This is a genomic window from Streptomyces sp. NPDC019396 (genome assembly GCF_040632375.1).
Lineage (GTDB): Bacteria > Actinomycetota > Actinomycetes > Streptomycetales > Streptomycetaceae > Streptomyces.
Map to the genome: position 1 here is coordinate 184364 of NZ_JBEYBS010000006.1, position 15461 is coordinate 199824.

The 15461-nt window shown below is 73.2% G+C and carries 3 protein-coding genes; all 3 read left to right on the plus strand.

Going from position 1 to position 15461, the window contains the following annotated elements:
* The first annotated feature begins 572 nt into the window (after positions 1-572).
* From ABZ532_RS09285 to ABZ532_RS09295, 3 genes are read left to right on the plus strand one after another with little or no spacing between them, the layout of a single operon-like run.
* Positions 573-785, plus strand: a complete 213-nt coding sequence (locus ABZ532_RS09285; RefSeq protein WP_361280659.1) for an MbtH family protein — start codon at positions 573-575, stop codon at positions 783-785.
* An 8-nt stretch (positions 786-793) separates the two neighbouring features.
* Positions 794-1792 carry a TauD/TfdA family dioxygenase gene (locus ABZ532_RS09290; RefSeq protein ID WP_361280799.1) on the plus strand — a complete coding sequence of 333 codons (999 nt, stop codon included), beginning with the start codon at positions 794-796 and terminating at the stop codon, positions 1790-1792.
* A 46-nt stretch (positions 1793-1838) separates the two neighbouring features.
* Complete coding sequence (locus tag ABZ532_RS09295) at positions 1839-15455, plus strand: amino acid adenylation domain-containing protein (protein WP_361280660.1); 13617 nt, start codon at positions 1839-1841, stop codon at positions 15453-15455.
* Positions 15456-15461 lie beyond the last annotated feature (6 nt).

Genomic DNA, 15461 nt, shown 5'->3' on the forward strand with positions numbered 1-15461 from the left:
TCCGTCGCGCAAGCCGATGTGGCCCCGAGGGCACGCGGAAGTACACGCCGTGACCCGTCACCGCATCGTGTTCTCAGCCTCTCCCGTACCGCCCCGTGGATACAGGGGACAGCCCACCGGGTCAGCCGCATTCGTCAGCGGGCGGCCGAGCGGGAGTTCTCCCACACGGCACAGGCCATCTCGGACGACCCCCCGCTTCGCCGACGCCGGCACGGACGTCCTGGACGTGAAAGTGGAGGAGGCTCGGCGTCAGCGCCCTGGCCGGGGAACCGGACAGGGCGCTGACGGCGTTGGAGCCGGCGGTGCGGGCGGAGGCGGCTCCGAGCCCGTGCCGCGCGAGTCCCCACCTCGGAGTGCCGACCTCTGCCGCCCCGCCACCTCGGGGCCGCTTCCGCGCGCATGACCGCCCTGCCCGGTGAATCCTCCCGGCCGGAGCGCCAGGTGGCGCCCGGCTGCCACCCCGGCAGGGCCTTAACTGCCGCTCACCTGCCGCAGCTTGTGCCGCTCACGCCGGGACGGCGCCCCTACCTTCGAATCGCACCCCAGAGCATCTCTCACCTACGGAGACCACCATGAGCAACCCGTTCGAGGACGACAACTCCGGCTACCTGGTCCTGGTCAACGACGAGAACCAGCACTCGCTCTGGCCGGTCTGGATCGACGTGCCGGCCGGCTGGACCACCGTCCACGGCGAGGCCACCCGCCAGGAGTGCCTCGACTGGATCGAGGCCAACTGGACCGACATCCGCCCGGCGAGCCTGCTCGCCACCCTCGACCAGCGGTGAGCGCCGCCATGCTGACCTGGGAGGTGAACCCCGGCCGCCCGGCCCTCGCCCACGTCCCCGCCACCGCCGGCCTCGCGGAGGCCTGCGAGTGGCTGCGGGCGAACGAGGCCGCGCTGACCGCCGCCCTGCACGAGCACGGCACGATCTTCCTGCGCGGACTGCCGGTGGCGCAGAGCGCGGATGTCGCCGCCGTCCGCGACGTGCTGATCCCCGAGCCCACCCCGTACCGGGAGAAGGCCACTCCGCGCAGCGACTTCGGCAACGGCGTCTTCTCGTCCACCGACCTGCCGCCCGACCAGTCGATCCGGATGCACAACGAGAACAGCTACACGCTGACCTTCCCCGGCCGGTTGCTCTTCGCCTGCCTGACCGCCCCCGAGACGGGGGGTGCCACCCCGACCGCCGATGTCCGCAAGGTCCTCGCCGGACTCCCCGACCACCTTGCGGAGCGGGGCCGGTCCTCCGGCTGGACGCTCACCCGCAACTACTCGGACTACGTCTCGCTCGGCTGGCGCACCGCCTTCGGCACCGAGGAGCGTGCCGACGTCGAGCGGTACTGCCAGGAGAACGGCATCGCGTGGGAGTGGCAGCCGGACGGCAACCTGCGTACCAGCCAGCTGCGTTCGGCCACCGTCCACCATCCGGGAACGGGGGAGGAGGTCTGGTTCAACCACCTGGCCTTCTGGAACGAGTGGTCGCTGGACCCGGACATCCGTGAGGCGATGGTCGACGAGTTCGGCCCGGAGGGCCTGCCGTTCAACACCGGCTTCGGCGACGGCGATCCGCTGTCCAGGGAGGACGTGGACGCCCTCAACGCAGCTTACGACGCCGCCACAGTCCGCGAGCCCTGGCAGGTCGGGGACGTGATGCTGGTCGACAACGTGCTCTGCGCACACGGCCGCGACCCGTTCCGCGGCGGCCGGAGGATCGCCGTCGCGATGGGCCGCCCCGTAGAGCTCCTGGACTGCCGGCCCACGGTGCGCCCCACCACCGCGGTCGCCGTCTAGCCACCCCCAACACCATCCACGCCGTGACGTGAGCAGAGGAAGCACCGTGATCCCGGTTTCGTACGCACAACAGCGTCTCTGGCTTGTCGACCAGATCGAAGGGCCGACCGCGCTCTACAACCTGCCGTTCGCGGTTCGCCTGCGCGGTGTGCTCGACACCGCCGCGCTGCGCGCCGCCACGGCGGACGTGGTCGCCCGGCACGAGGCCCTGCGCACGGTGTTCCCGGTGGCCGGGGGAGTCCCGGTGCAGCGGATCCTGCCGTCGGCGGAGGCGGAGATCGCCTTCGAGACGGTGGACTGCGCACCGGACGAATACCCCGCCCTACGGGACCGGGCCGCCGCCCGCACCTTCGATCTGAGTGCCGAACCGCCCATCCGGGTCACGGTCTTCTCGCTCAACCCCACCTTGTCCACACCGTCCACCTCGCCCACACCGCCCACCTCGCCCTCCGGTGATCCGTCCACCGAGCACGTGCTGCTCGTCGTGCTCCATCACATCGCGGGCGACGGCTGGTCGCTCGGCCCGCTGCTGCGCGACCTCGCCGCCGCCTACGCCGCCCGCCTCGACGGTTCCGCCCCCCAATGGGAGCCGCTGCCGGTGCAGTACGCGGACTACGCGCTCTGGCAGCGCGAGCTGCTCGGCGACGAGACCGACCCCGACAGCCTGATGAGCCGCCAACTGGACTACTGGAGAGGAGTGCTGTCCGGTCTTCCGGAGGAGCTGGAGCTGCCGGTGGACCGCCCCCGTCCACCCGTCCCGACCGGGACCGCCGACGCCGTGTCGTTCGGCTACGGCCCCGAACTGCACGCCGCGCTGGCCGATCTGGCCCGCGGACACCGCGCCACCCTGTTCTCCGTCCTCCAGGCCGGACTCGCCGCGCTGTTCACCCGGCTCGGCGCCGGCACCGACATCCCGCTCGGCACCGGCGTGGCCGGCCGTTCCGACGAGGCGCTGAACGACCTGGTCGGCTTCTTCGTCAACACCCTGGTGCTGCGCACCGACACCTCAGGAGACCCATCCTTCACCGAGCTCATCGGCCGGGTCCGGGAGGCCCAGCTCGATGCCTTCGCCCACCAGGACGTGCCCTTCGAGCGCCTGGTCGAGGAGGTCAACCCGGTCCGCTCCCTCAGCCGCCACCCCCTGTTCCAGACCCTGCTCGTACTGCAGAACCACGAGGAGGGTGAACTCGGCCTCCCGGGACTGGAGCCGGCGCCCGAACCGCTCGGCCTGCGGGTCGCCAAGTTCGACCTCAACATCGGCATCACCGAGCGGCACACTCCCGACGGCGCCCCCGCCGGCCTCACCGGCTCTGTCGAATACGCGGCCGACCTCTACGACCGCGCCACCGTCACCACCCTGTTCGAGCGCCTGGGCCGGCTGCTGGCCGCCGCGGCCGACAGCCCCGAGGCACCGATCGGCACCCTCGACATCCTCGCCCCCGAGGAGCGCGGCCGACTGTCGGACGAGTGGAACGCCACCGCCGCGCCCGTCCCGTCCGGCTCGCTGCCGGAGCTGTTCGAGGCCCAGGCCGGTCGCACCCCGGACGCGGTCGCCCTCGCCCACGACGGCGGCACCGTCGGATACGCCGAGCTCAGCACCCGCGCCAACCGGCTGGCGAACCACCTGATCGCCTGCGGTGTCGGCCCGGAGTCCCCGGTCGCCCTGCTGATGGAGCGCTCGGTCGACCTGATCGTCGCCACCCTGGCCGTGCTCAAAGCCGGTGGCTGCTACGTCCCGATGCACGCGAGTCTGCCACCGGAGCGGATGGCCGCGCTGCTCGCCGACACCGCCGCCCCGGTCCTGCTCACCGACCGCACCGACCCGGGATTCCCGCACACCGCCGTCGTGGTCCGTCCCGGCGACGAGGCGGCTGCCCCGGCGCACGATCCCGGCATCCCGGTCCACCCTGACCGGCTCGCCTACGTGATGTTCACCTCCGGCTCCACCGGCATCCCCAAGGGCGTGGCGGTCCGCCACCGCGACGTGGTCGACCTCGCCGCCGACCGCCGCTGGCAGGACGGCCGGCACCGGCGGATCCTGCTCCACTCCCCGCACGCCTTCGATGCCGCCACCTACGAGCTGTGGACACCGCTGCTGTCCGGCGGCACCGTGGTCGTCGCCCCGCCCGGCAGCCTGGACGCCGCCTCCCTGCACGCCGTCACCACCCGGCACGGCGTCACCGCGGTCTTCCTCACCAAGGCCCTCTTCGACCTGGTCGCCGAGCAGGCCCCGGAGACCTTCCGTGCCCTGCGGACCGTCTGCACAGGCGGCGAGGCCGCCTCCGGCACCCTGATGCAGCGCGTCCTCGACCACTGCCCCGACCTGCTGCTCGCCCACGTCTACGGGCCGACCGAGGCCACCACCTTCGCCACCCACCACCCCCTCGTCCCCGCCGACCTGGCAGGCCCCCGACCGCCTGTCGGGGCCCCGCTCGACAACATGCGCGCCCACGTCCTCGACGCCCGGCTGGAGCCCGTCCCGCCCGGCGTACCCGGCGAGCTGTACGTGGCGGGCGCAGGCCTGGCCCGCGGCTACTGGCGCCGGCCGGCGCTGACGGCCGAGCGTTTCGTCGCCGACCCGTTCACGCCGGGGGAGCGGATGTACCGCACCGGCGACCTGGTCCGCCGCCGGGCCGACGGCGCGATCGAGTTCCTCGGCCGGGTCGACGGCCAGGTCAAGCTGCGCGGCTTCCGGATCGAGCCGGGCGAGATAGAGGCCGTGCTCTCCCGCCACCCGGCCGTCCGCCAGGTCATCGTGATCCCCCGCGAGGACCGCCCCGGCGACACCCGGCTGGTCGGCTACTGCTCGGTGCTCGGCTCCGACCTCGACGGGAGTGCCGAACTCGGCGCCGAAATAAGGCAGTTCGCCGCCGAAACCCTCCCCGGCTATATGGTCCCGTCGGCCGTGGTCGTACTGCCCGCCCTGCCGCTCAACGCCAACGGCAAGGTCGACCGGCGCGCGCTGCCCGCCCCCGAGCTGGGCACGGACACCGACGGCCGTGGCCCGCGCGACGAGCGCGAGCGCACCCTGTGCGCGCTCTTCGGCGAGATCCTCGGCATCGACGACATCACCATCGACGACGACTTCTTCGAACTCGGCGGCCACTCCCTGCTGGCCACCCGCCTGGTCGGCCGGGCGCGCACCGAACTCGGCGCCGAACTCGCCATCGGTGACCTATTCCAGGCCCCGACCGTCGCCGCCCTCGCCGCCCGGCTCGCCACGGAGCCTGGCCGGCCCGCCCTCCGCCCCGATACCCGGCCCGAACGCCTGCCGGTCTCCTTCGCTCAGCGCCGGCTGTGGTTCCTCGGCCAGGCCGAGGGCCCCGCCGCCACCTACAACGTCACGCTCGCCCTCCGGCTCACCGGACCGCTGGACGCGGGCGCCCTGGAACGCGCGCTCGGCGACGTCGTCGCCCGCCACGAGACGTTGCGTACGGTGTTCGGCGAGCACGACGGCGTCCCGTACCAGCGGATACTGCCCGCGCCCCCCGCCCCGTTGCTCACCGTCACCGACCGCCCGGTGCAGGAGCTGGTCGGCCACACCTTCGACCTGGCCGTGGACGTACCGCTGCACGCGTATCTCCGCCCCGAGTCGCCCGACGAGCACGTGCTGCTCCTGGTGATGCACCACATCGCCAGCGACGGCTGGTCGCTGCGGCCGCTCTTCCGCGACCTCGCCGATGCCTACGCGGCCCACCGCGACGGCTCGACACCCGCATGGGAGGCACTGCCGGTCCAGTACGCCGACTACACCCTCTGGCAGCACCGGCTGCTCGGTGCGGAAACCGACCCGCGGTCACAGCTCTCCCGCCAACTCGACCACTGGAGGCAGGCGCTGGCAGGGCTGCCGGACGAGCTGCCGCTCCCGCTGGACCGTCCCCGCCCGGCCGTCGCGAGCCACCGGGGCGACGTCGTCCCGCTGGCGCTGGACGCGGACCTGCACGCGCGACTCGCCGAGCTGGCCGCCGGGCACGGAGTCACCCTCTTCATGGTGCTCCAGGCCGCCTACGCCGCCCTGCTGCACCGCTTCGGCGCCGGCGACGATTTGCCGATCGGCACCCCGCTCGCCGGACGTCTCGACCCGGCCCTGGACGAGCTGGTCGGCTTCTTCGCCAGCACCCTGGTGCTGCGCACCGATCTCACCGGCCGGCCCACCTTCGCCGAGCTGCTGGCCCGGGTCCGGGCGACCGACCTGGCGGCCTACGCGCACCAGGACGTTCCGTTCGAGCGGCTGGTCGAGGAGCTCAACCCGGCCCGCACGCTGGCCCGGCACCCGCTTTTCCAGGTGATGATCGCCTTCGACAACACCGCGGGCGGCGGCCCCGAATTCCCCGGCACCCGCACCGTCTACGAGCCGCTCGGCCTGCCCACCACGGCTTTCGACCTCACCCTCAACCTCGCCGAGCGCCACCACCCGGACGCCACCCCGGCCGGTCTTGAGGGGGGCCTGGAGTTCGCCACCGACCTGTTCGACCGGGCCACCGCCGAACGCCTCGCCGACGCCCTGCTGCGTCTGCTCGCCCAGGCCGCCGACGACCCGCACCGCCCGGTCGCCGAACTGGACGTACTGGGCGGGGCCGGCCAGGCCGGGCTGGCCGAGTGGCACGACACCGCCCGGCCCGGTACGGACGTCCTCGTACCGGTGGCTTTCGCGGCCCAGGTGGCCTTGACCCCGGATGACACGGCCCTGGTGTTCGGGGAGACCCGGCTGGACTATGCCGGTCTTGACGCCCGCGCCAACCGGCTCGCCCATGGTCTGGTGGCCGCCGGTATCGGCCGGGAGGACGTGGTCGCGCTCGCCCTGCCGCGTTCCGCCGAGTCGCTGGTCGCCGTGCTCGCGGTGCTCAAGGCCGGTGCGGCGTTCCTGCCGCTGGACGCCGAGTACCCGCTGGAGCGCACCGCCCACATGCTGGCCGACGCCCGCCCGGCGGCCGTGCTCACCAGCGCCGGCTGGCCGCTGCCCGAGGCGCTGGAGGGTCTCGCCGTCCTGGACGCCGGCGAGCAGGCCTGGGCCGAGCAGCCCGCCGACGCCCCGCTCGTCAGCGTCACCCCTTCGAACGCCGCCTACGTGATCTACACCTCCGGCTCCACCGGCCGCCCCAAGGGCGTGGTGGTGAGCCACGGCGGCCTCGCCAACCTGTTCGCCTTCCACCGCGACGAATCCATCGCCGCCGCCCGGCAGGCCCATCCGGGGCGGAGGTTCAGATTCGCCCAGACTGCCTCGCTCTCCTTCGACACGGCCCTCGAGGCCCTGCTGTGGATGGTCGCGGGCCACGAACTCCACCTGCTCGACGACGACCTGCGCCGCGATGCCACCGCGATCGTCCGCTATGCCGAGCACACCGGAACCGACGTACTCGACGTCACACCCGGCCAAGCCGAGAGGCTGGTCGAGGAGGGTCTGCTCGACCGCTGCCCGCCGGCCCTCCTGATGGTCGGCGGCGAGGCTCTCGGCCAGGCCCTGTGGACCACCCTCACCGCCGCCGACGACACCGTCGTGCTGAACATGTACGGCCCCACCGAGTGCACCGTCGACGCGCTTCACCACCGCCTCTCCGGCGACCCGCGCCCGCTCATAGGCCGCCCGCTGCCCAACCTCCGCGCGCACGTCCTGGACCCCGGCCTGCGGCCGGTCCCGCCCGGGGTCCCCGGTGAGCTGTACCTGAGCGGCGTCGGCCTGGCCCGCGGCTACCTCGGCCGCCCGGCGCTGACGGCCGAGCGTTTCGTCGCCGACCCGTTCATGCCGGGGGAGCGGATGTACCGCACCGGCGACCTCGCCCGGCGCCGCCCGGACGGCCGACTCGAGTACCTGGGCCGCACCGACCACCAGGTCAAGATCCGCGGCTTCCGGATCGAACCCGGCGAGATCGAGACCGTCCTGACCGCCCACCCCGACGTCGTTCAGGCTGCGGTGCTGCCATACAACGGCGGCGCGGACGGCGCGGACGGCGCCGCCGGCACCCGGCTGGTCGCCTACGTCGTGGCGCACACCCCGCTCGACGCGACCGTGCTGCGCGCCCACGCGGCCGCCACTCTGCCGGACTACATGGTCCCGGCGGCCTTCGCGACGCTCGAAGCACTGCCGCTCAACGTCAACGGCAAGCTCGACCGGTCCGCGCTGCCCGCCCCCGACTTCGCGGCGACCACCGGCGGCCGGGCGGCCCGTACGGCGCGCGAGGAGATCCTCTGCGGCCTGTTCGGGGAAGTGCTCGGGGTGACGGGACCGGTCTCGGTCGACGACGACTTCTTCGCCCTGGGCGGCCACTCGCTCCTCGCCACCAGACTGCTCAGCCGCATCCGCACGGTGTTCGCGGCCGAGATCGGGGTGCGGGATGTCTTCGAGGCACCGACGGTCGCGGGCCTGGTGCAGCGGCTGGACGGTGCCGGGGCCCGGCTCGCGCTGACGGCCGGTGAGCGCCCGGAACGGCTTCCGCTCTCCTTCGCCCAGCAGCGGCTGTGGCTGATCGACGGGATGGAGGGGCCGAGCGCGCTGTACAACATGCCGCTCGCGCTGCGTGTGACCGGGCCGCTCGAACTGGCCGCCCTCGGACTCGCCCTGGGCGACCTGGCCGCCCGGCACGAGATCCTGCGGACCGTCATCGCCGAGCACGACGGCGAGCCCCACCAGCTGGTGCTCGCCCCTGCCGACGCCGCTCTCCCGGTCGAACTGCTGGAATGCGCTCCGGAGTCGGTGGACGCCGAGGTCGACCGGGCCGCGCGCCGCTCCTTCGACCTGGCCGCCGAACCGCCCGTCCGGGTCACTCTCCTCCGGGTCGCACCCGAGGAGCACGTGTTGGTCGTCGCGCTGCACCACATCGTCGGAGACGGCTGGTCGATGGGTCCGCTGCTGCGTGACCTGGCCGCGGCCTACGCCGCCCGGCGCGACGGCTCGGCACCCGAGTGGCGGCCGCTGCCCGTCCAGTACGCGGACTACGCGCTCTGGCAGCGCGAGCTGCTCGGCGACGAGGACGACCAGCAGAGCCTGGTCTCCCGCCAGCTCGCCTACTGGCGCACTACTTTGGCTGACCTTCCCGAGGAGCTCACGCTCCCGGTGGACCGGCCGCGCGGCGCCCGCGCCGACCGGCGCGGCGACCGGGTCGTCCTGCCGATCGGTGCCGGGCTGCACCGTGCGCTGGTCGAGCTGTCGCGCGAGCACCGGGTCACGATGTTCATGACGCTTCAGGCAGGGCTGGCGGCTCTGCTCACCCGGCTCGGTGCAGGTACCGACGTGCCGATCGGTTCGGTGGTCGCCGGACGCTCGGACGAGGCGCTGGACGATCTGGTCGGCTTCTTCGTCAACACCCTGGTGCTGCGCACCGACACCTCAGGCGACCCGACCTTCGCGGAGCTCCTGAGCCGGGTACGGGAGACCCAACTCGACGCCCACGCACACCAGGACGTGCCGTTCGAGCGGCTGGTCGAGGAGCTCAACCCGGCCCGTTCGCTGGCCCGCCACCCGCTCTTCCAGGTGGCGATGGTCCTCCAGTCCAACGCCGGGGGCGAGCTGGAGCTGTCCGGCCTGCGTGCCGAGGCGCTGCCGGCGGATACGGGGGTTGCCAAGTTCGACCTCAACGTGACGCTGGAGGAGTTCTTCGGACCGGACGGAGCGCCCGCCGGACTGGACTGCGCGATCGACTTCGCCACCGACCTGTTCGACCGGGAGACCGTCGAGTCCATATCCGCGCGCTTCGGCCGGCTGCTCATGGAGATGACGGACCGGCCCGGTCAGCGGATCGGCCGCGCCGACCTGCTGGCCGAGGGCGAGAGCGCCGGACTCCTCGGAGGCCACCGGCCGCTGCCAGCCGAACTGCCGCTGGTCCCGGTGGCTTTCGCGGCCCAGGTGGCCGCGACCCCGGATGACACGGCCCTGGTGTTCGGGGAGACCCGGCTGGACTATGCCGGTCTTGACGCCCGCGCCAACCGGCTCGCCCATGGTCTGGTGGCCGCCGGTATCGGCCCGGAGGACGTGGTCGCGCTCGCCCTGCCCCGCTCGGTGGAGACGGTGGTCTCCCAGCTCGCGGTGCTCAAGGCCGGTGCGGCGTTCCTGCCGCTGGACGCCGAGTACCCGCTGGAGCGCACCGCCCACATGCTGGCCGACGCCCGCCCGGCGGCCGTGCTCACCAGCGCCGGCTGGCCGCTGCCCGAGGCGCTGGAGGGTCTCGCCGTCCTGGACGCCGGCGAGCAGGCCTGGGCCGAGCAGCCCGCCGACGCCCCGCTCGTCAGCGTCACCCCTTCGAACGCCGCCTACGTGATCTACACTTCCGGATCCACCGGGCGCCCCAAGGGCGTGGTGGTGAGCCACGGTTCGATCGCCGCACTGCTGGCCGCCCATCAGGCGGAGACCTTCGGTGAGCCGGAGCGAACACACGGCCGGCTGCGTGCCGCGCTGACCGCTTCGCTCTGCTTCGACGCCTCCTGGAACAGCCTGCTGTGGATGGTCGCGGGCCACGAGCTGCACCTCATCGATGAGGACCTCCGCCGCGACCCCGCCGCCCTGGTCCGACACATCCGGACAGCCGGCATCGACGCCCTCCAGTTCACCCCCACCTACGCCGAACGCCTCATCGCCGAGGGACTGCTGGACGCACCCGCGCCACGCGTGGTGCTGCTCGGCGGTGAACCGATCGGCCAGTCCCTGTGGACCCGCCTGCGCGAGGCCCCGGCCACCACCGGCCACAACCTCTACGGTCCCACCGAGTGCACCGTCGACACCCTGCTCCAGTCTTATGCCGGCTCTGAGCGCCCCACCATGGGACACACCGTCCTCGGTACCCGGGCCTACGTGCTGGACGAGCATCTGAACCTGGTCCCCGCCGGGGTCCCCGGGGAGCTGTACCTGTCCGGCGCAGGCCTGGCCCGCGGCTACCTCGGCCGCCCGGCGCTGACGGCCGAGCGCTTCGTCGCCGACCCGTTCATGCCGGGGGAGCGGATGTACCGCACCGGCGACCTGGTCCGCCGCACCCGGGACGGCGGCCTCGACTACCTGGGCCGCACCGACCACCAGGTCAAGATCCGCGGCTTCCGGATCGAACCCGGCGAGATCGAGGCCGTGCTCTCCCTTCACCCGGCTGTACGCCAGGCCGTGGTCACCCCGCACACGACCGCGGACGGCGATCGCCGCCTGGTCGCCCACTGCACGGTCGCCGCGCCGAGCCCCGAACTCGCCCTTGAGGTGAGGAGGTTCGTGGCGGAGACGCTGCCCGCCTACATGGTCCCGGCAGCGGTGGTCACCCTTGAGGCGCTGCCGCTGACCGGCAGCGGCAAGGTCGATCGGCGCGCCCTCCCCGCCCCCGACTTCCAGCTCTTCGCCGGCGGCCGGGCGGCCCGTACGGCGCAGGAGGAACTGCTCTGCGGCCTCTTCGCCGAGGTGCTCGGGGTGACGGGACCGGTCTCGGTCGACGACGACTTCTTCGCCCTGGGTGGCCACTCGCTCCTCGTCATGCAGCTGGTGAGCCGGGTCCGCACGGTGTTCGCGGCCGAGATCGGGGTGCGGGATGTCTTCGAGGCACCGACGGTCGCGGGCCTGGTGCAGCGGCTGGACGGTGCCGGGGCCCGGCTCGCGCTGACGGCCGGTGAGCGCCCGGAACGGCTTCCGCTCTCCTTCGCCCAGCAGCGGCTCTGGCTGATCGACGGGATGGAGGGGCCGAGCGCGCTGTACAACCTCCCGCTCGCGCTGCGTGTGACCGGGCCGCTCGATCCGGGCGCCCTCGAACTCGCCCTCGGTGACCTGGCCGCCCGGCACGAGATCCTGCGCACACTGATCACCGAGCACGACGGCGAGGCCCGGCAGCGGATCGTCCCACCCGCCGATGCCAGGGTCCCCTTCGACCGCCACACCACCCCGCCCGCCGAACCGGCGGCCGCCCTGACCGAGTGCACCGCGATCGCCTTCGACCTCGCCACCGAACTCCCCATCCGCGCCCACCTGTTCCCGCTCGCCGCCGACGAGAACCTGCTCGTCCTCGTCCTGCACCACATCGCCGGCGACGGATTGTCCATGGACCCGCTGCTGCGTGACCTGGCCGCGGCCTACGCCGCCCGGCGCGACGGCTCGGCACCCGAGTGGCGGCCGCTGCCCGTCCAGTACGCGGACTACGCGCTCTGGCAGCGCGAGCTGCTCGGCGACGAGGACGACCAGCAGAGCCTGGTCTCCCGCCAGCTCACCTACTGGAAGGAAGCCCTGGTGGGGCTCCCCGAGGAGCTGTCGCTTCCGGTGGACCGCCCGCGCCGGGCGGACAGCGGTCACCGCGGCGACCGGGTCGTCCTCCCGCTCGGTGCCGGGCTGCACCGTGCGCTGGTCGAGCTGTCGCGCGAGCACCGGGTCACGATGTTCATGACGCTTCAGGCAGGGCTGGCGGCTCTGCTCACCCGGCTCGGTGCAGGTACCGACGTGCCGATCGGTTCGGTGGTCGCCGGACGCTCGGACGAGGCGCTGGACGATCTGGTCGGCTTCTTCGTCAACACCCTGGTGCTGCGCACCGACACCTCAGGCGACCCGACCTTCGCGGAGCTCCTGAGCCGGGTACGGGAGACCCAACTCGACGCCCACGCACACCAGGACGTGCCGTTCGAGCGGCTGGTCGAGGAGCTCAACCCGGCCCGTTCGCTGGCCCGCCACCCACTCTTCCAGGTGATGCTGCTGCTCCAGGGCGGGGGCCGGTCCGGCACTCCGGACGAGCCCGGTGAGGCCACGCTCGACCTGGCCGGCCTGTCGGCCACCGTCGAACCGGTCGGCGGCTACGCGGCCAAGTTCGACCTCTCCATCGCCATGGGCGAGTCCTTCGGGGCCGACGGTGCGCCCGCCGGTCTGGAGTGCGCGATCGACTTCGCCACCGACCTGTTCGACCGGGAGACCGTCGAGTCCATGGCGGTCCGGCTGGGCCGCCTGCTGACGGCGGTCGCCGCCGGTCCCGATCGGCCGATCGGCAGGATCGACCTGCTCTCCGCCGACGAGCGTACGGAACTCCTCGACGGTGGCGACGACCTGCCCGTGGACGTTCCGCTCCTGTCCGCCGCGTTCGAGGCCCAGGCTGCGCGGACCCCGCACGGGACGGCCCTGGTCGCCGGGAGCACACGGCTCAGCTGGGTCGAGCTGAACGCCCGAGCCAACCACCTCGCCCACCGCCTGACGGACGCGGGTGCCGGCCCGGAGTCGGTGGTCGCCCTGGCGCTGCCGCGCTCCGCGGAGACCGTGATCGCCCTGCTCGCCGTGCTCAAGGCCGGTGCCGCCTCGCTCCCGTTGGACGCCGAGTACCCGGCCGACCGGACCGCCGCCATGCTGGCCGATGCCGCTCCCGCACTGGTCGTGACCGGTGAGGGGTGGCCACTGCCCGAACTGCTCGCTGGCCTGCCCCTCGTGACGACTGCCCCTGCGGACGAGACGAACCAGCCCGAGGAGACGGACACCGTCCTACGCGGCGAGTTGAACCGTCACGGCGAGTTGAACCGTCACGGCGTGTTGAACCGTCACGGCGGGTTGAACCGTCACGGCGAGGCGAACCGCGCCGTCCCACCTGCCGCCCGTCCCGCCACCGGCAATCCGCAGTCCCGCGCCGCCGCCTCCGACGCCGCCTACGTGATCTACACTTCCGGATCCACCGGGCGCCCCAAGGGCGTGGTCGTGAACCACGGTTCGATCGCCGCACTGCTCGCCTCACACCGTTCCGCGACGGGCCCGATCGGCGCGGCCGAGCGCCAGTCCGGCCGACGGCGCGTCGCGCTCACCGCCTCGCTCTGCTTCGACGCCTCCTGGGACGGCCTGCTCTGGCTGATCGCCGGCCATGAGCTGCACCTGATCGGCGACGAGGTCCGGCGCGACGCCGCCGCGCTCGTCCGGCACGTCCGTGCGGAGGCGATCGACGTCCTGGAGGTCACTCCCTCCTACGCCGAACAGCTCGTCGACGAGGGCTTGCTGGACGTCCCCACGGTGTCGGGCGCCCCGCGCCTGGTGCTCCTCGGCGGCGAGGCGGTCGGCCAGTCCCTGTGGACCCGCCTGCGGGAAGCACCCGCCACCACCGGGCACAACCTCTACGGTCCCACCGAGTCCACCGTCGACGCGCTCACCCAACCCTTCGCGGCCACCGAGCGCCCGGCCATCGGCCGCACCGTCCTCGGTACCCGGGCCTACGTGCTGGACGAGCATCTGAACCTGGTCCCCGCCGGGGTCCCCGGGGAGCTGTACCTGTCCGGCGCAGGCCTGGCCCGCGGCTACCTCGGCCGCCCGGCGCTGACGGCCGAGCGCTTCGTCGCCGACCCGTTCGCGCCGGGGGAGCGGATGTACCGCACCGGCGACCTGGTCCGCCGCACCCGGGACGGCGGCCTCGACTACCTGGGCCGCACCGACCACCAGGTCAAGATCCGCGGCTTCCGGATCGAACCCGGCGAGATCGAGGCCGTGCTCTCCCTTCACCCCCGGGTCCTCGCCGCCACGGTGACGGCCCACGAGAACGGCACCGCAGGGCCTCGGCTGGTCGCCCACGTCGTGATGGACGGCCCGCTCGACCAGGCCGAACTGCGCGCCTTCGCCGCCGAGTCGCTGCCCGGCTACATGCTTCCGGCCGCCATCGTCCCGATCGACGTGCTCCCCCTGACGGCAAGCGGCAAGGTCGACCGGAGCGCGCTCCCCGCCCCCGAGCTCCTCTCCTCACCCAGCGGCCGCGCTCCCCGGACACCACAGGAGGAGCTGCTCTGCGGCCTCTTCGCCGAGGTCCTCGGGCTGCCTGGCCCGGTGTCCATCGACGACGGCTTCTTCGACCTCGGCGGCCACTCCCTCCTCGCGATGAAGCTGCTCGGCCGGATCCGCACCGCACTCGGCGCCGACCTCGGCATGCGGGCGCTCTTCGAAGCCCCCACGGTGGCCGCCCTGACCAGGCACCTCGCCCGGACCGACGCGGCAGCCACCGACACCCACAGCGCCCTCGACGTGCTCCTCCCGCTGCGGGCCGGCGGCACCAAGGCCCCGCTGTTCTGCGTCCACCCCGCCGCGGGCATCAGCTGGGTGTACTCCGGGCTGCTGCGCCACCTCGACCCGGACCGCCCGGTCCATGGCCTTCAGGCACGCGGTCTGCGCGGGGGCTCCCCGTCCTCCGTCACCGAGATCGCCGAGGACTACGTGCGGCAGATCCGTGCGGTCCAGCCGGAGGGGCCGTACCACCTGCTCGGCTGGTCCTTCGGCGGGGTGGTCGCCCAGGCCATGGCCGTCGCCCTCCAAGAGGCGGGCCAGGAGGTCGCCCTGCTCGCCCTCCTCGACGGCCTCCCGGCCGACCCCACCCGGTACGCCGCCGGGGGTGGCAACCCGTCCTCCGACGACCCGGTCGACACCCTCGCCGAGCTGCTCGCCTCGCTCGGCTACGACCCGGCCGACGGACGGGGCCAGGCCGACCTCACCGCGCTGCTCGGCGAGGCCGCCGGTGTCCTGCCCGACGTCTTCGAACAGCACCGCAAGGTGATGGCCGAGCACATACCCGGTCGCTACCGGGGCGACGCCGTCTTCTTCGGCGCCACCCTCGACAAGCCCGCCGGCTGGCCCTACGGGGCGGCCTGGCATCCGTACGTCGACGGCCGCATCGAGGAGCACCGCATCACCTGCACGCACGGCGCCATGACGCAGCCGGAACCCGTCGCACGCGTCGCCGCCGTGCTCGCCGAGAAGCTTGGAGAGTGACCCGCC

What these genes read in the sequence shown, in the direction of transcription:
- ABZ532_RS09285 (WP_361280659.1), top strand. Translation starts at nt 573, where the DNA reads ATGAGCAACCCGTTCGAGGACGACAACTCCGGCTACCTGGTCCTGGTC.
- ABZ532_RS09290 (WP_361280799.1), top strand. Translation starts at nt 794, where the DNA reads ATGCTGACCTGGGAGGTGAACCCCGGCCGCCCGGCCCTCGCCCACGTC.